Origin of the sequence: Arthrobacter alpinus (assembly GCF_900105965.1) — a bacterium.
GTDB classification, from domain to species: Bacteria; Actinomycetota; Actinomycetes; order Actinomycetales; family Micrococcaceae; genus Specibacter; species Specibacter alpinus.
The window spans coordinates 2,841,842-2,861,487 of sequence record NZ_FNTV01000001.1 but is presented as its reverse complement, the minus strand read 5'-3'; the positions used below and the strand labels follow the sequence as shown (position 1 = coordinate 2,861,487).

The following is a 19,646-nucleotide window of genomic DNA, read 5'->3' as shown; positions in this document are numbered from 1 at the left end:
AGAGTGGCTCGTGGGATGTCGGTGGTCGCTGGAATACTGGGACGCATGACAATGCACCCAGCGCAAGGCACATCCACCGCCATACCGTCCGGATATCCGGACGGGCAGGGATTCGACCCCAACACCAAGGAACAGGCACTTGAGGTGCTGCGGGCACTGGTGGGGCGGCAGGACGCTGTATTCCACGATGGCCAGTTCGAAGCAATCGAGGCCCTCGTTGACGCCAACCGGCGAGCCTTGGTGGTCCAGCGAACCGGTTGGGGGAAGTCGGCCGTGTATTTCGTTGCATCATTGCTGCTGCGAGCCCGGGGCGCCGGCCCCACGCTGATCGTGTCGCCCTTGCTGGCTCTCATGCGAGACCAGGTCGCCGCCGCCGAACGCGCTGGTGTTCGAGCCATGGCCATTAACTCCGCCAATGCAACGGAGTGGGGTGAGGTGTCTGCCGCGCTGGCCGCTGATGAAGTAGATGTGCTGCTTGTCTCGCCCGAACGGCTCACAAATCCCTCCTTCCGCGAGAACCAGCTCCCCTCGTTGATACGCCGCACGGGTCTCCTGGTGGTTGATGAGGCTCACTGTATTTCGGACTGGGGCCACGATTTCCGCCCTGATTACCGCCGGATCGCCGATCTCATTGCGCAGCTTCCGGACTCGGTACCCGTGCTGGCCACCACCGCCACCGCCAATTCGCGCGTGGTTGCCGATATTGAGGAGCAATTGGGAACCGGCGTGTTCACGATTCGGGGACCGCTGGCGCGCAAGTCGCTGCGCTTGGGCGTCTTGCGGCTGGCTGATTCCCGCGATCGACTTGGCTGGCTGCTCACACACCTGGCGGAGCTGCCCGGCAGCGGCATTATCTATACGCTGACAGTCTCGGCCGCGGAGGATACCGCCCGGCTTCTGGCTGAGGCCGGACACGTGGTCAAGGCGTACACGGGACGCACCGACACCATGGAGCGTGAATCCTTGGAAGAAGCCCTCAAAAACAATCAGGTGAAGGCCTTGGTTGCCACAAGCGCCTTGGGCATGGGGTTCGACAAACCAGACCTGGGGTTCGTTGTTCACCTTGGTGCGCCGTCGTCCCCTGTGGCCTACTACCAACAGGTGGGTCGTGCGGGTCGTGGCAGTGCCAATGCTGACGTTTTGTTGTTGCCCGGCAGCGAAGACGCAGAGATCTGGCGTTATTTTGCCACAGCGTCGATGCCAGCCCAAGACAAGGCGATGGCCGTCCTGACCGCACTGGGCGAATCACCCAAACCCATGTCAACACCGGCCCTGGAGGCCCGCGTTGACCTTCGCCGCACGCCACTGGAGCTGTTGCTAAAAGTCCTCGCCGTGGACGGTGCCGTACGGCGGGTTGCCGGTGGATGGGAGTCCACAGGCCAGCCGTGGAGCTATGACGAGGAACGCTACAGTCGCATTGCCCAGGCCCGGGTGGATGAACAACAATCCATGATCGAATACGAGCGCATGTCAGGTTGCCGCATGGAATATCTGGCAGCCGCGCTGGACGATTCCACGGCCGAGCCCTGTGGTCGGTGCGACAACTGTGCCGGACGCTGGTTCAACGCGGAGGTCGCCTCGGCTGCTGCGCAGGCTGCGGGCGAGTCGCTTCGCCATGCAGGGCTGCCCCTTGACCCGCGGGCCATGTGGCCTACGGGGATGGACCGGCTTGGTGTGCCGATCAAGGGAAAGCTCAAAGCAGATGAGCTTGTGGCAACGGGCCGCGCCTTGGCCAGGCTCACCGATCTTGGGTGGGGCAATGCGTTGCGATCCATCTTTGCCCAGGGAACACCGGATGCGCCCATTGATGCGGCCATGGCCCACGCCGTGGTTGCGGTCCTGCGCGAATGGGGACAGGGCGGTTGGGAGGGTGCCGGTCGCCCGGTTGCCGTTGTGTCGATGCCGTCGCGCACCAAGCCCCAGCTCTTGCAATCTTTTGCGCAGGCCATCTGTGAGATTGGCCGGTTGCCGTATTTGGGGGAGATGTCCCTTGAATTTGGCGGACCCACCGGCGCACGAGGCGGCAACAGTGCCTACCGTCTCGCCGGAGTCTGGGAGCGGTTCTCCGTGGGGGCTGAACTTCAGGCCTCGCTTGCCGCAGGACCGGCCGGGCCGGTCCTGCTATTGGATGACCTCGTAGACAGCCGATGGTCACTCACAGTGGCGGGACGAGCGCTGCGCCAGGCCGGTGCCGATCAGGTCCTGCCGCTGGTGCTGGCACAAGCCGGCTAACCCCAATCAAACACTGCATCACTTAACTGCGTGTTTTGGGCAACGTCGCATCACTTAGGTGGCGCGCCGCGCTGGGAGATGGACGGCGGTGGCCCGGCATTTCATGTAGGCGACGCAAAGGAGACACCAAGGCCGCCCTCTGCCATGTGTCGGATAGTCGCCGGAAAAATGCCGAGCCAGTGCCGCATATTTCGTTCTAAGCCTCCACGGGGCGCAGACGCAGGGCCTGCATTCCGCCGTCTACTGCAATTGATGTCCCGGAGGTGGAACCGGAAAGCGGGCTGGCCAAGTAGGCCACGGCGCCCGCAACTTCCTCTGCCGTCACCAGCCGGCCATGCGGCTGGCGGGCGTTCAAGGCGGCGCGTTCGGCCGCAGGATCGTCCGCCTGAGAGAGAAGTCGACCAACCCACGGGGTATCGGCCGTGCCCGGGTTGACGCAGTTGACGCGAACACCCTCCCGCAGATGGTCCGCAGCCATGGCTTGGGTCAGTGAGAGAACGGCGCCCTTCGTGGCCGAATATAGGGCCCGCTGCGGCAGGCCGGCGGTAGCTGCGATGGAGCAGATGTTCACGATTGCTCCGGCAGAGGACTTGCGCAGGTGCGGCAGGGCGGCGCGGGAAACGCGAACCATGCCCACCACGTTGATGTTCCAGACGCGGGCCCACTCGGCATCGTCATTATCTTCCACGGAGCCGATCGCGCCAATGCCGGCGTTGTTGACCACAATGTCCACGCCGCCGAAGGCCGCAACTGTGCCGGCAATCGCGGCGGTGACGGAAGCGTCGTCGGACACGTCACAGGCAAAGCCGAGCTGACCTGCGGGGAGATCCTTCGGAAACAGATCAAGGATGGCAACCTGTGCGCCCATGCCCTGCAATTTGGCGGCGATGGCGGCGCCGATTCCTGATGCGCCGCCCGTGACCACGGCTGTAAGAGTTGCTAGATCCTGGCTCACTTAGGCCTCCTGTGCTGAGGTGTTGGCGGTGTCGGTGCCTGTACGGAAGAATTCTTGGCGCTGGCGTCCCAGCCCATCAATTTCAACTTCCACGATGTCGCCGTTCTGGATGTAGGGGAAGCGCCCCGAGAGGGCGACACCTTCCGGAGTGCCCGTCAGCACCACATCCCCTGGCTCCAAAACCATGTACTGGCTCAGATGGTGAATGATCGTGGGAACGTCAAAAATCAGATCGGCCGTGTTGGAGTCCTGGCGCGGTTCGCCATTGACCCAGCTCTTGAGCTGGAGGCCGTTCTCATCAACGTCGCCGGCGGGCACCAACCACGGGCCCAGCGGCGTGGACTTGGGCAGGGACTTGCCTTTGGTCCACTGGCCCGCGGCGCCAGGAATTTGGTATTCGCGCTCGGAAAGATCATTGGCAATGACGTAACCGGCCACGGCGTCGGCGGCCTCCGCGAGGGTGGACAGGTAGCTGACCTCTCGGCCAATGACCACGCCCAGCTCCACCTCCCAGTCGTATTTGGCGGACAACGGCGGGATCGGTGCGGCGTCGAAGGGACCGGCCACGGTGTTGTTCGGCTTGAGGAAAACCACCGGAATGGTGGGTGGCAGGGCTCCGGACTCAGCCGCGTGGGCGGCGTAGTTCATGCCGATGCAGATGACATTGTTGGGCCGGGCGATGGGGGAGCCAATACGCAACTGGGTGGCGTTTTCCAGAACAGGAAGCGTGCCGTTGTTCACGGCTTCGCGCAGGGCGGCGATACCGCCACCGGCCAGGAACGCGCCGTCGATCGTGGCCGTGACGGGTCGTGCGTCATAGCTGATTTCAGTACCAGTGGAGTCGGTGGCAATAACAACGGGAATTTCCCGTCCCTGCTCACCAAGGCGTGCAATCTTCATGAAGTTCTTACCTCTAACGGGCGGTTCGGTAGTGGTTAGGGAGTCCTGGCGGAACCTTAACGTCTGAGCTTTCAGGTAGTTTTATCCACACCCTACGGCTATTTCAGTAGCATTTCCAATATTGACACAGAAAACATCCGATGTTTAGCTTGAGATAACTTTTTAGCCTTTCGCCAACCAGGAGCAGCCCGTGAGTACAATCATTGCCGTCGAGACCAGCGACGTCCGTTTTCCAACGTCGCGTGATCTAGATGGCTCTGACGCCATGAATCCGGACCCGGACTACTCGGCCGCGTATCTGCGGGTTGTGACGGATAGTGGCGATGGCCACGAGGGGCACGGCTTCGTCTTCACGATTGGCCGTGGAAATGATGTAGAAACGGCCGCGATCAAAGCGCTAACCCCTTACCTGCTGGGCCGCAATGCCGAGGAACTGCTCGAAGATATGGGTGGCACATGGCGCGAGCTGGCCCACGATTCCCAGCTCCGCTGGTTGGGGCCGGAAAAGGGTGTGATGCACATGGCCATCGGTGCCGTGGTCAATGCATTATGGGACCTCAAGTCCAAGCGTGCGGGATTGCCGCTGTGGCAGTTGCTGGCTACCATGAGCCCTGAGGAGCTCGTGGACCTGGTGGATTTCCGCTACCTGACCGATGCACTGACCCGCGACGAAGCGTTGGACATCCTGCGCACAGCCGAATCCGGACGCGAAGAGCGCACAGCCACCTTGCTGGCCGAGGGGTACCCCGGCTACACCACAACACCGGGCTGGTTGGGGTACACGGATGAGAAGCTGACCCGGCTGGCTCGTGAGGCTGTCGCCAGCGGCTTCAAGCAGATCAAGCTCAAGGTGGGTGCCGATCTGGACGACGACGTGCGCCGGTTGCGCACGGCGCGGGCGGCCGTGGGCCCCGATATCAAGATTGCCGTTGACGCCAACCAGCGCTGGGACGTGGCCGAGGCTATTGAGTGGATGAGCCACTTGGCTCCGTTCGACATCGCCTGGATCGAAGAGCCCACCAGCCCTGATGACATCTTGGGCCACGCAGCCATTGCCCGCGGTGTGGCACCCATCCCCGTGGCCACCGGCGAACACGTGCAAAACCGGGTGATGTTCAAGCAGATGCTGCAGGCCGATGCGCTACAGGTGCTGCAGATCGATGCAGCCCGCGTGGCCGGCGTGAATGAAAACGTGGCCATCTTGCTCCTTGCCGCCAAGTTCGGTGTCCGCGTCTGCCCACATGCTGGCGGTGTGGGACTCTGCGAGGCCGTCCAGCACCTGTCCATGTTTGACTTTGTGGCTGTGTCCGGAAAAAAAGAAGACCGCATGATTGAATTCGTTGACCACCTGCACGAACACTTCGTCACCCCGATCGACGTTCATGACGGCTGCTACTGGCCGCCGCTGAGTCCGGGAGGCGGCAGTGAGATGCATGCAGCCTCGGTAGCTGAATACACTTTCCCCGACGGCGCTTTCTGGTTGGCAGACGCTGCAGAACAGGTCGCAACACAGAAGGAATTGGTCTAGCAACATGTCAACAGCGCCCGCTACCCAGGTAGCCATCCCTCACGCGCCGTGGTTCACCGAAGATCGCCTCGGCATGTTTGTGCATTGGGGGCTGTATTCCTTGGCTGCCCGCCATGAATGGGTCATGTACCGGGAGAACATGGATGCGGCGGAGTACAGCAAGTATTTTGACCATTTTGACCCTGATCTTTACGACCCGAGCGAGTGGGCGGCCGCGGCGAAGAGCGCCGGCATGAAGTACGTGGTGCTGACCACCAAGCACCACGATGGCTTTGCGCTGTGGGATTCGGCGCTCACTGACTACAAGGCCACCAATACCCCTTGCGGCCAGGATCTGCTCACGCCGTATGTTGCGGCGTTGCGCGAGGCCGGGTTGAAGGTTGGTTTCTACCATTCGGTCATTGATTGGCACCACCCGGATTTCACGATTGACGGCAACCACGCCGCGCGGAACAACCCGGATTGGGAGGAACTGAACAAGACTCGCGACGGCGCCCGGTACCGTGAATACCTGCACGGCCAGGTGCGTGAGCTGCTCACCAATTATGGGCAGATCGACTACCTCTTCTTCGATTTCTCCTATCCGGATGAGGCTACTGCCAACCCCGACGGCGAACCCAAGTTCCGCGGCAAGGGCGCCGAAGATTGGGGTTCAGTGGCGCTGATGGAGCTGATCCGGGAACTGCAGCCGGGCATCATCGTCAATGACCGGCTCAACGTTCCCGGTGACTTTGTGACCCCGGAGCAATACCAGCCCGCCGGCGCCATGATCAGCGGCGACAAGGAAGTTCCTTGGGAGGCCTGCCAGACACTCAACGGCAGTTGGGGCTATGACCGGGACAACCTGGATTACAAGTCCCCGGAACAACTCATCCACATGCTCATTGACGGGGTCTCCAAGGGTGGCAACCTGCTCTTGAACGTCGGTCCCACGGGGCGGGGCGAGATTGATCCGCGCGCCCGTGAATCGTTGGCAGGCATTGGCGAGTGGATGCGCTTGCACAGCCGCTCCATTTACGGTGCCGGTGCTGCCGGGATGGCCGCGCCGCAGGACGCCCGCTACACGCTGCGCGGGAACCGCCTGTACCTGCACCTGTTTGCATGGCCATTTCAATTTGTCCACCTGCCCGGTTTGGCTGGCAAGGTTCGGTACGCGCAACTGCTCAACGACGCGTCCGAAATTCCCTTCCTCGTCCTTGATCCCGGACAGGCCGCCGGTCATATGACCCCTGCCGGTCAGGCGCCCGGTACGTTGACGCTGAAACTTCCCGTCCAGCGTCCACGCGTGGCCGTTCCGGTCATTGAACTTTTCCTGCACCCCGAAAGCGATTTGTCATGAGCCAGAGAATTGCCCTGCACACCCGGTTGAAGCCTGGCAAGGAGGCGGAGTACGATTCCGTTCACGCCCGCATCAGCGATGAGTTGGACGCCGCATTGCGCGCGGCAGGAGTCAGTACATGGAACATCTGGCGCAGTGGACGGGAGCTTTTCCACGTGGTGGAGGTAGCTGACTACCAGGCCATGCGGAAGGAATTGGCGCTGAACCCGGTCAATATTGCCTGGCAGGCCGTCATGGCCGAACTCCTCGAGGTTGAGGACGACTACTCAGGCGATGACACGGGACTGGCGAAAGTGTGGGAACTGCCATGAGCCTTCCCGAACTGGGCCGGTTGGGCTTCGGTGCCGCCGGCATCGGCAACCTTTACCGAGCCATGCCCGACGCCGTTGCTACCGCCACCATCGCGGCCGGCTGGGACGCGGGCGTCAGGTACTTTGACACGGCTCCGCACTATGGTCTTGGCCTTTCCGAACGCCGCCTTGGCGCCTTCTTGGCCGCCAAGCCTCGCGAAGAGTTTGTCATTTCCACCAAGGTGGGCCGAGTCTTGGAACCGGTGGCGAACCCCTCCGGCGACCGGGATGCCCAAGGCTTCGATGTGCCCGCCGATGTTGTCCGCCGTTGGGATCCTTCCGAGGCAGGCATCCGGCGGAGCATTGAGGATTCACTTGAGCGCACCGGCCTGGACCGGATCGACATCGCGTACCTGCATGACCCCGATGTTTACGATCTCGACGCCGGCATCAAGCAAGCACTGCCCGCGCTGGAAAAGCTTCGAGCGGAGGGGCTCATCACGGCCATCGGGGTGGGTGCCAACTCCGCCGCTGCGCTCCGCGATTGCGTGGCCGCGGCCGATCTCGACATCATCATGCTGGCCGGGAGATACACGCTCCTGGAGCAGCCGGCCGCCGCGGACCTGTTGCCGCTGTGTCGCGAACGCCATGTGGCGGTCGCCAATTGCGGTGTCTACAACTCCGGCCTGCTGGCCCGCCCAGTGGTTTCGGCTAACGCCCACTACAACTACGAGCCAGCCCCGGCGCACATCCTTTCCCGGGCCAAGGCGCTCGCCGCCTGTTGTGATGAGTTCGGCGTGGAACTTCCTGCCGCGGCTCTGCAGTTCGCACTCAGTCACCCAGCCGTGGCAACCGTGGTTGTGGGAGCTTCCACTGCCGAGCAGATGTCCCAGACGGCAGCGCGCATGGCTGTGGAGATCCCTGCTGACTTGTGGACTGCGCTGGTTTCACGCGGGTTGTTGGACGAGCGCCTTGTCCACGCCTGATTCTGAATTAGGGCACGACGCCGGACGGGCGGCTGTGGCGGTTGGTGGCGCCCCGGGGGCCTCCGTGAGCCGCCTTGACGCGCATCTGCATCTTTGGGAACTGGCTCCTGGGCAGTATTCCTGGTTGAAGCCTGCCCACGGCATCTTGTTCCGGAGCTTCACGGCCGAACAAGCCCAAGAGGTGCTCTTTGCAGCCGGTGTGGACCGGGCAATTCTGGTGCAGGCCGATGACACGGCTGCCGATAATGAGGCCATGTTATTGGCCGCGAAAAAGCATGACTGGATAGCGGGTGTGGTGGGTTGGCTTCCTTTGGAGGACCCGCCCGCCACGGCAACATTTCTCCAGCGGTGGGGAGCCCATTCGGTGTATTGCGGGGTGCGCACCTTGATTCACGACGATCCCCGGCCAGATGTCTTGGCACTGAAGTCCGTGCGTGAGTCACTGGCGATGGTGGCCGAGGCCGGGCTGCCCTTTGACGTTCCGGATGCCTTCCCGCGCTATTTGAACCAGGTAGTTGAACTTGCCCAGGCTTTGCCGCAGCTGACCGTGGTGATTGACCACCTTGGTAAACCGCCGCGCGACGGGAGCACAGACGAGATGGCGCGGTGGAAGCAGCAATTGCAGGCAGTGGCAGCGTTGCCGAACACCGCGGCGAAGGTATCGGGCCTTCATGCCGGAGGAACTGACTACTCGGCCCAAGCCTTAGAAGACGTCTGGAACACTGCACTTTCTGCCTTTGGTCCCGACCGGCTCATGTTTGGTGGGGACTGGCCGGTAAGCCTGCTCGGTGGCAAGTACCGGCAAACGGTAGGGATCGCGGAGTCCTTGCTGTCCTCGCTGAGCCCCGCTGATCGCCAGGCCATCTGGTCCGGGACGGCGCAAAGAATCTATTCTCGATAACATTTAAGTAAACATCGGATGTATTCTGTGAATGTGCGTGTATTTGTGGCGCAGATAACATACCATGATGGAAGTTGAATTCCCCCGCATACGCAGACGTAGGCGGGAAGTAGGCGCATTTCATGTTTTTGATGGTGAAGACAAAAATGTCAGCCACCCGTGTCAGATCTCCAGAGAGGTCTGATGTCGGATCAAATGTAGAAGCCTTGAGAGGGCAGCATGAGTAAGAAACTTCTTCGGATCTCCGGGGTAAACAAGAGCTTTCCTGGTGTCAAGGCCCTGTCTGACATGCAGCTGGACTTAGGGCACAACGAGGTTCTCGCTCTCGTAGGCGAAAACGGTGCCGGCAAGTCGACCCTCATGAAGTTGCTTTCGGGCATCTATGTCCCGGATTCGGGCACCTTTGAAATAAATGGCCAGGAAGTCCTCATCAACGGAACCAAGCACGCGCAAGAGCTTGGCATCAGCATCATCCACCAGGAATTCAACCTGATGCAGGACCTGACAGTGGCCCAGAACATTTACATTGGGCGCGAGCCGCGGCGGGGCGGCATCTTCCTGAGTGAAAGGACCCTAAACCGCAAAGCCCGGCTGCTTTTTGACCAGATCAACATTGATCTGGATCCCAAGGCGTGCGTGGGGGACTTGACCGTGGCCAAGCAGCAGATGGTCGAAATTGCCAAGGCGCTGTCCTACAAATCGCGTATTTTGATCATGGATGAACCCACCGCAGCCCTCAACGACGCTGAAGTGGCAACGTTGCATGATCTGATCCGCAACTTCACCAACCAGCAGACCGGCGTCATCTACATCTCGCACCGCATGGACGAGCTCAAGGCTATCTCCAACCGCATTACCGTGATCCGCGACGGCGCCTACATTGACACGGTTAACACCGAAAGCACCACCATGCGTGAGGTCATCAATCTCATGGTGGGCCGTGAAATCTCTGGCAACCAGCGTCCGGCAACCCAAGCGCCGTCGGACGAGGTGGTGCTGAAGGTCAGCGGCTTGGAGACCAAGGATTTCCTGCGAGACATCAACTTCGAGCTGCACCGCGGCGAGATCCTCGGCTTCGCGGGTCTCATGGGGGCCGGGCGCACCGAAATTGCCCGTGCCATTGTTGGCGCAGACCGGATCTCGGCCGGGACCATTGAGCTCAAGGGAACTGCCGTTTCGATTGGGAATCCCGCCATCGCCGCGAGCATGGGCGTGGGGTACCTCTCCGAGGACCGAAAACACCTTGGCCTGCTGCTGGAGCGTGACGTCAAGGACAACATTGCGCTGAGTTCGCTAAAAATGTTCAGCCGGATGGGCGTGCTCAACGACAAGGCCATGAAGTCCACGGCCTCAAGCTACATCGACAAACTGCGCATCAAGACGCCTTCCAGCGCCCAGGTTGCCAAAAACCTCTCGGGTGGCAACCAGCAGAAGATTGTCATTGCCAAATGGCTCGTGAAGGATTGCGAGATCTTGATCTTCGACGAGCCAACCCGGGGAATCGACGTCGGCGCCAAGGAGGAGATCTATGCACTCCTGAATGATCTGGTGGCTCAGGGCAAGTCCATCATCATGATTTCCTCGGAACTGCCGGAAGTGCTGCGCCTGTCCCATCGCATTGCCGTGATGAGCGAGGGTCGGCTCACCGGCTTCCTCTCCAACGAAGAGGCCAACCAGGAAAACATTATGGAGTTGGCAACCCACAACACCACTGGCGCAGTCCTTGCGCCTCTACCCAGCGCGCAGCGCTCCACCACGTAAGAAAGTACGGCGAACTGATGACCCTTACAAAGGACGCTGCGCAGGCTGCCAAAGTTGCCAGCAACAAACAATCCGAATTCAACACCCGGCTCCGGGCCAGCTTCCAGCAGCTTCTGGCTTTTGCCAGCCTCCTGGCGCTGGTGCTGTTTTTCTCCGTGGCCAGCTCCAATTTTTACCAGGCCGCAAACCTTTCCAACATCCTGCTCTCCACCGTGGTGACAGGGCTGTTGGCGCTGGGCACCACCTTCGTCATCATCACCGGGGGCATTGACCTGTCCATCGGTACGGGCATGACACTGTGCTCGGTCATGACGGCAGTCTTCATGACCCAACTGGGCATGCCCATGATCGTGGGTGTCTTGTGCGGCGTTTTGTTTGGTGCGCTCATGGGTGGCATCAACGGGTTCCTCGTGGCGTTCATGAAGATTCCCTCCTTCATTGCCACCCTCGCCATGATGATGGTTGCCGCGGGCCTGGCCCTGGTCATCTCCGGCACCAAGCCGATCTACACCAACGAAGTTGCCGGATTCCAAAAGATATTCGCCCTCGGCAAGTCAATCCCCGGGCTGGTGATCCCCAATGCCGTGTTCATCTTGTTCGCTGCGGCGATTATTGCCGGACTGCTGTTGTCCAAAACCATTCTTGGCCGGTACACATACTCCATTGGCAGCAACATGCAGGCAACGGCACTCTCGGGTGTCAATGTCACCAAGTGGACCGTGCTGATTTACACCATTGCCGGCTGCTTCACGGGCCTGGCTGGCGTCATTGCCACGGCACGCCTCAACTCCGCCCAGCCCGCAGGAGGTGCAGGCCTGGAACTTCAGGCGATCGCCGCCGTCGTGATTGGCGGAACATCCCTGGCCGGGGGCAAGGGTTCCATCATCGGCACCGTCATTGGCGCGCTGATCATGTCGGTGCTGACCAACGGCTTGTCCATCTTGTCCATCCCGCAGGAATGGCAACAGGTAGCTGTGGGCGTGGTGATCCTGCTCGCCGTGTACCTGGACATGATGCGCCGCAAGAGGGCCACCAACTAAGTTTCTCCACCATCAGTTTTTTCACTGCGTTTATACAAAGGAGTTAAACCCATGCAAAGAAGAAAATTCCTGGCCCTGGCCTCGGTAACTGCACTGTCTCTGGGCCTTGCCGCCTGTGACACGGCAACCGAAACACCGGCCGCCGGCGGCAAGACCTATATCGCCATTGTGTCCAAGGGCTTCCAGCACCAGTTCTGGCAGTCAGTGAAGCAAGGTGCGGAAAAGGCTGCCAAGGAATTCGACGTCGAGATCTCCTTCGAGGGCCCGGACAAGGAAACCAATGTTCAGCAGCAGATGGACCAGCTGAACAATGCCATGGCCAAGAACCCGCAGGCGCTGGCGTTGGCGGCTTTGGACTCCAAGGCTGCCGAGGGTGTTCTGCAGGATGCCAAGAGCAAGAACATTCCTGTGATCGCCTTCGACTCCGGTGTTGAAAGCGAAATCCCCGTTGCCACGGCCTCCACCGACAATAAGGCTGCTGCTGCCGAAGCAGCCAAGCACATGGCCGAGCTGCTGGGCAACAAGGGCGAGATCGCGATCGTGGGCCACTCCCAGACCGCCACCTCCGGCACCGACCGCCGCGACGGCTTCGTTGACTACTTAAAGGCCAACGCGCCGGACATCAAGATTGTTGACATCCAGTACGCCGACGGCGACCAGGCCAAGTCCACCGACGCCGCCAAGGCCATCATGACTGCGTACCCCAACCTGGCCGGCATGTACGGCACTAACGAGGGCGCCGCAATTGGTGTGGTGAACGCTGTAAAGGAAGCTGGCAAGACCGGCAAGCTGACTATTGTTGGCTTCGACTCCGGAAAGGCGCAGATGGATGCCATCAAGGAAGGCCTCATGGCCGGCGCCGTGACGCAGAACCCTGTGGGGATTGGCTACGAGACGGTCAAGGCCGCCGTGGCCGCCATCAAGGGCGAAAAAGTGGAAAAGGTCATCGACACCGGCTTCTACTGGTACGACAAGACCAACATCGCGGATCCGGATATCGCCGCGAACCTGTACGAGTAGATTCTCCCGGGACTTCCCTGATGTGGCCGCCACTTGGTGGCCGCATCAGGGCGCTCGTGTTTAACGTACGACGCCGGGGCCTGGCTCCGGGCCCTGCCGCCAAGTCTGAACCCCAGACGCTCCCGAGTGCAGGGGGAGATGCTACTTGATTTTTACGTCACCGGAGCCGTCGATGGTGACGTTCGCGGCCATGGCGGCCAGCAAGTCGAGACGCTGCCATGAGGCGGTTGAATGGACGCTCAGATCAAGAGGGTATCCGGAATCGATTGCCGTTATTTCCAGTACTCGTAGACGCTGAATCTCCGTGAGTTCTGGATGGCTGGAGATGAGAAGAGAAGCTGCTAGGCGCGGTACATCCATTGCTATGTCGGCTTCACCGATTTGCTCGAACCCGTAAGTCAGACGGTCCCGATACGTCTCGGCCGCGACCTCCGGATCCAGATACGGGACATCACCGGCGATGCACTCAGCAAGCTGGGCGCCACAGTCTGCTTCCAAGACGGCGTGGAGCTCGTCACCGGCAGCTTGGAGGAGCGTTCGGAACTCGGGGTCGGCCCAGCGTTTGGCGATTGCGGCCTGGCCCATCATGCGACCGCCGATAATGTCCAGCGGGTAGTGCATCGCCATGACGACACGGTAGTTTCCGGATTCGGATGTTCGGGCAAGAATCTGGTCAGCGAGCTCGGGAAGCAGGGTTGCGAGCAAGGTGCCTTGCCAATATGCCTGGTTTGTGTGCCCGCTCGGGTACGAGCCGCTGGAAGATTCGTAGGCGTCACCGTCCTCCTTGTCGCGGTGGACAACCTCTTCCGGGGCCTGCAGATAGGGGCGAGGATAGTTGAAATACTCTTTGGAAGGATTGGTTGACTCACTCTGGGCCCGGCCACCATCCTTGTGGATCAGGGCTGTTGTCTTGGGGAGCCGGCCGTCGTCAACTGCTGCCTGATAAAGCTTGCCCAGCTTTTCCCCCAGGGCATCGCCCATGGTGTAGGACATGTCGCCATACTCGTCGACAATGGCCATCTCGGATTCTTGTTCGTTGGCATTTTGATTAATCTCGAGAGTCATGTCCAAGTTCTCGACAAGAACTTCCGGAAACGTCGATTTGATGGTCTCAAAGTTTGAGAGGAGCGGTGCGTAATCCACCGTGCGATCCGATGGATACTTCGCGCTCAGCTGGGCATCAGTAAACGGTTCCGACGGCAGGGTTGCAGCAACAGGTGCAGTGGTGGTTTCTGCAACCCCGCCCGTACAACCGCTGGCGATGATGGAAACTGCCGCAAGAGTGCCGAAGATGGGAAGCATTTTTCTGTGGTGCCGGGAAGTATGTGAGTGCGGATTCAACGATGAACCTTTCCATGAAGGATGAATCGTCGCCCTGAACCCGCCATTGTTGACATATCGTCCTGACAATAATTTTGCGGACAAATTTCCGGTGGTGCAGAGCTGCGATATAGGTAGTGCCGCTTGGGGTCACGAACACCCCAGGGACACTGAATAGGCGTGGCGGCGTCACTAAATGAGCCTCATTGCTTGCGCTTAGAGGGATACGCTACACGTTCCCAAACACCTTGGAAAGGCCTTTCCGCGGTGTAGCCGCTTCTTTGGGAAAGGGCTTGCCGAGACGTGATCTATGTCCTAGTGTGAACTATGTCCTAATGTAAGGACTTAGTTTCTGAATGACCACTGGTGTTCCGCACGGACCCCCTCACAGGAGATCTCAAAGATGAAATCAAGCCCTCTCAGCCCCTCGGTATCCCGTCGATCTGTGCTCAAATCGGCTGCAGTTCTAACGTCTATGGCTATGGTCACCGGCCTTGCCGCCTGCTCGAGCGGCTCAGGCGGAGACGCCTCATCGTTGACATTTTGGATCTCGACGAGTGTGGAGCAGCAGGCAGGATACGACCAGCTTGCCAAGGCCTACGAAGAGAAAACAGGCACAAAGATCAATGTAGTGAACATCCCCTACGACGGTTATGCCACCAAGCTCCGCAGTTCTGCCCAGGCCAACGATCTTCCTGACGTGGCCCGTGTAGCAAGTATCGATCCAATCTGGACCAAGGCAACCATGGATCTCGCCGACATTGTGAACAATGAGGCAAACAAGATCAATAAGGACCTTGTTATCACCGACAGCGATGGGAGCGTGATGAGCATTCCTTCCGATGTGACGGCATCCGGAATGTTCATCAATGCGAGTCTGTTCGAGGCCGCTGGCGTAACTTACCCGACCGACCCCAAAGACACCTGGACGTGGGACGAATTTCTTGAAGCGACAACCAAGGTTCGCAATTCTGCCGGCGCAAAATACAACCTGACTTTTGATTCATCGCCGTCACGGCTACGAGCCTTCCAATACCAGATGGGCGGCAACGCGGTTCAGGGTACGGGCGGCTCGTTCGCCTCCAACGACAAGACGGTTGGCATTTACGAGACATTCAAGAAGATGAACGACGACGCCATCATGCCAAAATCCGTGTGGACCAGCGGAGCGGACGCGAACGCACTCTTTAAGAGTGGTCAAGTGGCGGCCTACTTCTCAGGGGTTTGGCAGATTGCAGATTTCGAGAGCACCATCACCAATTTCAAGTGGGCCGCCGTTCCGTCTCCGGCGCAGCCCGTGCACGCAACTGACTTGAACTATGGGGGTCTTACCGTCGCCTTCGACAACTCAGATGCGAAGGGCAAGGCAGCCCATGATTTCGTTGCCTGGATGTATGCTCCGGAGAATTACAAAGTCCTTGCGGAGACCAACGGCTTCCTCTCCGTGGAAACCGGGCTTGACCTGTCCTATCCGTTCGAGTCCAAGGCGGCCCTCGATGGATTCGAGCTGTACAACCGTGAGATCGAGCTGGCGGATCCCATCTCGGGATCCTTCGCGGAGGCCCAGGTTCAGTGGGCTCTGAATGGCAAGGCACTCGCTGATGACCCCACCGTTTCGCAGATGGGGGCTTACATCAACGGGCAGCAGGACGCCCAGACCACGCTTGCGAACATCATCGCCGGGTATGACAAACAAGTCGGAGGCGAGTAATAGGTGGCCAACCAAACCGTGAGCCTACTGGCGCGGACCAAGGCGACTCGGGGCGTTCCAAGACGTCCAATAGGTACTCTCTGGCACCGCTAATACTTATCTCTGCAAATCTACTGCTCTTCGCCTTGTTCTTTGCCTGGCCGGGCGCCATCGGGTTGATTTACTCTTTTACGGACTATACGGGTGTGGGTGACGCCGATTTCGTCGGACTCGATAACTACTCCCAGCTCATGGCGGATCCCACTTTCTACCAAGCGCTGACACGGACGCTGCTTTTTGCTGTCATGGCGGTGCCCCTCAGCTACATTATTTCGCTCGCCATCGCCTCGCTCCTTGTCAGCAAATACGCTGTCGGAAAGACCATCGCCCGCGTGGTGTTCTTTATTCCGTGGCTGATCTCGCCGATCGTTACCGGCGTAATTTGGCGCTGGATGTTCGGCGAGAACTTCGGTCTCGTGAATTTCCTGATCGCAAGTCTTGGTGGAGCACCCGTTCCTTGGCAGTCCAATGCAGACATATCACTGATTGTGGTTGTTTTTGCGGCATCCTGGGCAGGAACCGCATTCAACATGCTGTTGTTTATCGCGGCAATCAAGAATGTGCCGCAGGCCTATTATGAGGCCGCTGAACTTGATGGAGCCGGATCGTGGGCGAAGTTCAAACACATCACGCTCCCAAGCATTGCCCCGACGTCGTTCATCGTTATCTTGTTGTCAACGATTGGCGCAGTAAAGGAATACGCCATGATCCAGGCGCTTAATAATGGCGGGCCAGGCACTGAGAACAACTTGTTGGTTCAGTACATCTACCGCACTGGATTTCAGAACGGTCAAATCGGATACGCGAGTGCGGCGTCCATGATCTTGATGGTAATCCTGATGGTCATTGCTCTCGCGCAGCTGTGGGTCAATAAACGCAAGGGAGCTTGAACATGAGTAACATGACTCGTCAGAAATCAGCTGGGCAGACCAAGCCCACTGCGCCTTTATCGACACGGCCGGCTTTGCGCGGTTCCGGTGAACGCACCAAGGCTGTCGCGGCATCCACTGTCCTGTGGATTATGGCCGTGGCGTTTGGCTTCCCGGTCCTGTGGTTTGCCCTGAGTTCGTTTAAACCCGCCGGCGACCTCTTTTCCTACCCGCTGACGCTGTTTCCGGAATCCTGGGATGTGACCGGATACAGCCAAGCCTGGGAAAGCTACGACTTTTACAAATTCTTCTTGAATACCACCATCGTCGCCGTCATTACCACCATTCTGACGGTTGTAGCCAGTGCCTGCACTGGCTACGCGCTCGCTAAGTACAAGAACCCATGGTTGAAGGTTTTCTTTGTCTGCATTCTTGCCACCACCATGCTTCCGACGGAAGTAATCCTCTCACCAACTTTTCTTGTCATTCGAGATCTCGGGCTTTACGATTCGCTGGCAGGGTTGATCGTTCCATCAATCATCACGGCAACGGGAATCCTCATGTTTCGCCAGTTCTTTGTCACAGTCCCGGACTCGCTGGTTGAAGCTGCCCGAATTGACGGTGCGAGTGAGTTGGGAATCTTTGCCCGCATCATGATTCCCATCGCCAAGCCCATTATCGTCACCTTGGCGATTTTTTCTTTCCAATGGCGCTGGAATGATTACATTTGGCCGCTCATCGTCATCAATGACCCAGGCAAATTCACGCTGCAGATCGCCATCCAATCGATCGTGGGGGCGGATAACGTCAACTGGTCTGTGCTGTTGTCTGCCTCCGTTATTTCCATCCTTCCGCTCGTCCTGCTCTTCATTGTTTTCCAGAAATACGTCATGAATGCCGACATCAATGCAGGATTGAAGGAATGAGGCCAGCGGATGTGGACATGCCATTCCTCGCGGCTGTAGGCACTGCGGTCGACACAGCCGTTGAACAGACACTGGCTGAGGTTCCACAGGGCCTCAATGGTTGGGCCCATAGGCAGTTGATGGATCGCATGAAGCTCTTGGTTGGGGCATACCTTTTCGGTGGATCCAGCTATCACGAGAATGTTGAGTTGTTGGCCGCCGCGCTGACTCTTGCCTCGACGTTGCGTGACCTTCAAACGCCAAATGGCTTGTTCTATGGCGGTGACAATGTTTCATCGCCGCCCGACTCGGCGTTCACCGTGAATGATGTGTGCGACACCATTGAGGTCATTTGCCGTGCTGAATCGCTGGGCAGCACCCCGATGCTCAACCGGGTGAAAAAGGCACTCGAGGTGATTGCGGATGCAGCGGAGCCGGCGCTCGTCGCCGGCGGGATCCATACCCCAAACCACCGCTGGGAGCTGAGTGCAGCCCTTGCGAGACTATATCGACGCCGACCCTCTCCTCAGCTTTATGACCGTATTCTCGAGTGGTTGGCCGAAGGCATTGATGTAAATGCGGACGGGAGTTATTCGGAGCGGTCGGCCAATTACGCGGCCCATGTTTCAAACCCGTCCCTGATACTTATTGGGGATGTCCTGCAGCGGCCGGATCTTCATGAAGTGGTGGAGGTCAACCTTGCAAGCACTCTCGAATTGATCCTGCCGGACCGCATGGTTGAAACCGTGCACTCGCGCCGGCAGGATCAGAATGACGCTTTCTCTCTGTCCCCTTATCTGGTGGCGTATAGGCGGTTCGCCATAGAGCGGCAACGTGGTGATTTTTCCTGGGCGGCCGAACAGGCGCTTGAGGCGGGCTTGGACGGAGCGTCAACCATCATCGCGGAGTTGCTGCTCAACCCTGGCTTGTCGCAAAAGTTGCCAGCATGTGAGGCCCCGGAAACCCACAGGCGGTCGCTGTGGCCTGACTCGAAACTTGCCGTGGACGCTCGACCGGAGCGGACGATCGTAGTCTACGGAGGATCGGACTATGCCCAGGCGGGCAGAGTACGTTCGGGCTTGGCAAATAACCCGACGTTCATGCGGCTGTTTGCAGGTGAAGCTGTTCTTGACGCTGTCCGACTGTCGCGCACCTTCTTTGGGCTCGGGCCATTTCGGGCCTCGGGCTTCACGGTCCGGGAGGGAGGTGAGAGCTACGCGCTGAGTGAAGCGGTTGGGGCCAGCTACTACCAGCCCCTTGCCGAGTCCGAACGCAGCACCAAAGGACAATACCAGTTGGAGGACGAGGGCAGGTTCCATGCTGCCATGTCTTTCTCCCGGCGGGAGCGTGACCGGATCCAGCTGGAAACCGAGATCGTTGTGACACCCACAGACGCCGGGGCCCACATCGATATCGACATGACCGGCCCAAAGGCTCCTTGGGTCCTCGAACTTACCTTTCGGGGGGACGGCACGTTTCTCGGTGGGCTCCCGCTTTCTTCCCGGGACGTGCACTTTGTTGATGGTTCAGGTGTCTACCGTATTGGCGAGACGGAATTGGTGGTCACCTCAGATGCTGCCCGAAATCAAGCGGTTGCGCCGGGATACTCACCGGGTGAAGATTATGAGTTTCTCGGCGCAACGGATGCCACGACGGGCCGCCACGCCTACCTCACCGGCAATTCTCCGGGCAGGTTCAGTATCGACGTGAGCGTGCGCGGTCATGGTGTGGCCGGGGAAAACAGGGGCTGAGTGCCGGAGTTGGGATTGCCATCGTCACGCCTGGTCCAAAGTGTCCCGGCCAAGGCAGCGTCCGACGCCGGTGCCTCCCTTGTGGATGACGGCAGGGAT

Annotated in this window: 16 protein-coding genes; 13 read left to right on the top strand and 3 right to left on the bottom strand. The window is 59.4% G+C overall.

What is annotated here, in order from left to right; all coding sequences use genetic code 11:
* Positions 1–45: 45 nt before the first annotated feature.
* Positions 46–2,232: a RecQ family ATP-dependent DNA helicase gene (locus BLV41_RS12935; protein WP_139244319.1), complete on the top strand. Its 2,187-nt coding sequence runs from the start codon at positions 46–48 to the stop codon at positions 2,230–2,232.
* Between the two features lie 196 nt (positions 2,233–2,428).
* Here the strand turns inward: BLV41_RS12935 and BLV41_RS12930 are convergent, their stop codons facing one another.
* Entirely contained in the window at positions 2,429–3,187 is a 759-nt protein-coding gene (locus tag BLV41_RS12930; RefSeq protein WP_074711930.1) for an SDR family NAD(P)-dependent oxidoreductase, read from the bottom strand.
* On the bottom strand, positions 3,188–4,087 hold the full coding sequence (locus BLV41_RS12925) for a fumarylacetoacetate hydrolase family protein (protein ID WP_074711929.1): 900 nt from the start codon (positions 4,085–4,087) through the stop codon (positions 3,188–3,190).
* A gap of 190 nt (positions 4,088–4,277) precedes the next feature.
* On the opposite strand from BLV41_RS12925, the gene BLV41_RS12920 reads away from it, so the two are divergent.
* The 8 genes from BLV41_RS12920 to BLV41_RS12885 all read left to right on the top strand — a co-directional run bounded on the left by BLV41_RS12920 (position 4,278) and on the right by BLV41_RS12885 (position 12,952).
* On the top strand, positions 4,278–5,615 hold the full coding sequence (locus BLV41_RS12920) for an L-fuconate dehydratase (protein ID WP_074711928.1): 1,338 nt from the start codon (positions 4,278–4,280) through the stop codon (positions 5,613–5,615).
* A gap of 4 nt (positions 5,616–5,619) precedes the next feature.
* A complete protein-coding gene (locus BLV41_RS12915; protein WP_074711927.1) occupies positions 5,620–6,954 on the top strand; it encodes an alpha-L-fucosidase in 1,335 nt (444 codons plus the stop codon).
* Positions 6,951–7,265 (top strand): L-rhamnose mutarotase, encoded by a 315-nt coding sequence (locus BLV41_RS12910; protein ID WP_074711926.1) that lies wholly within the window; start codon positions 6,951–6,953, stop codon positions 7,263–7,265. Before BLV41_RS12915 ends, BLV41_RS12910 begins: the two co-directional genes overlap by 4 nt.
* On the top strand, positions 7,262–8,230 hold the full coding sequence (locus BLV41_RS12905; protein WP_074711925.1) for an aldo/keto reductase: 969 nt from the start codon (positions 7,262–7,264) through the stop codon (positions 8,228–8,230). Before BLV41_RS12910 ends, BLV41_RS12905 begins: the two co-directional genes overlap by 4 nt.
* On the top strand, positions 8,217–9,131 hold the full coding sequence (locus BLV41_RS12900; protein ID WP_211481629.1) for an amidohydrolase family protein: 915 nt from the start codon (positions 8,217–8,219) through the stop codon (positions 9,129–9,131). Before BLV41_RS12905 ends, BLV41_RS12900 begins: the two co-directional genes overlap by 14 nt.
* A 219-nt stretch (positions 9,132–9,350) precedes the next feature.
* On the top strand, positions 9,351–10,892 hold the full coding sequence (locus BLV41_RS12895; protein ID WP_074711924.1) for a sugar ABC transporter ATP-binding protein: 1,542 nt from the start codon (positions 9,351–9,353) through the stop codon (positions 10,890–10,892).
* Between the two features lie 17 nt (positions 10,893–10,909).
* Positions 10,910–11,932: an ABC transporter permease gene (locus BLV41_RS12890; protein ID WP_083360769.1), complete on the top strand. Its 1,023-nt coding sequence runs from the start codon at positions 10,910–10,912 to the stop codon at positions 11,930–11,932.
* A 51-nt stretch (positions 11,933–11,983) separates the two neighbouring features.
* The gene (locus BLV41_RS12885) at positions 11,984–12,952 is read left to right on the top strand and encodes an ABC transporter substrate-binding protein (RefSeq protein WP_074711923.1); all 969 of its coding nucleotides are present in this window, start codon (positions 11,984–11,986) and stop codon (positions 12,950–12,952) included.
* Positions 12,953–13,093: 141 nt separating this feature from the next.
* Here BLV41_RS12885 and BLV41_RS12880 read toward each other — a convergent pair whose 3' ends face one another.
* A complete protein-coding gene (locus BLV41_RS12880) occupies positions 13,094–14,254 on the bottom strand; it encodes an acid phosphatase (protein WP_083360768.1) in 1,161 nt (386 codons plus the stop codon).
* A gap of 499 nt (positions 14,255–14,753) precedes the next feature.
* Between BLV41_RS12880 and BLV41_RS12875 the strand changes: the two genes are divergently transcribed.
* The 4 genes from BLV41_RS12875 to BLV41_RS12860 all read left to right on the top strand — a co-directional run bounded on the left by BLV41_RS12875 (position 14,754) and on the right by BLV41_RS12860 (position 19,547).
* Entirely contained in the window at positions 14,754–15,983 is a 1,230-nt protein-coding gene (locus tag BLV41_RS12875; protein ID WP_244516896.1) for an extracellular solute-binding protein, read from the top strand.
* Positions 15,984–16,168: 185 nt separating this feature from the next.
* Positions 16,169–16,912, top strand: coding sequence for a carbohydrate ABC transporter permease (locus BLV41_RS12870; RefSeq protein ID WP_244516895.1), 744 nt, complete (start codon positions 16,169–16,171; stop codon positions 16,910–16,912).
* Between the two features lie 2 nt (positions 16,913–16,914).
* Entirely contained in the window at positions 16,915–17,817 is a 903-nt protein-coding gene (locus tag BLV41_RS12865) for a carbohydrate ABC transporter permease (RefSeq protein WP_244516893.1), read from the top strand.
* Positions 17,814–19,547, top strand: a complete 1,734-nt coding sequence (locus BLV41_RS12860; RefSeq protein WP_074711919.1) for a hypothetical protein — start codon at positions 17,814–17,816, stop codon at positions 19,545–19,547. Before BLV41_RS12865 ends, BLV41_RS12860 begins: the two co-directional genes overlap by 4 nt.
* Positions 19,548–19,646 lie beyond the last annotated feature (99 nt).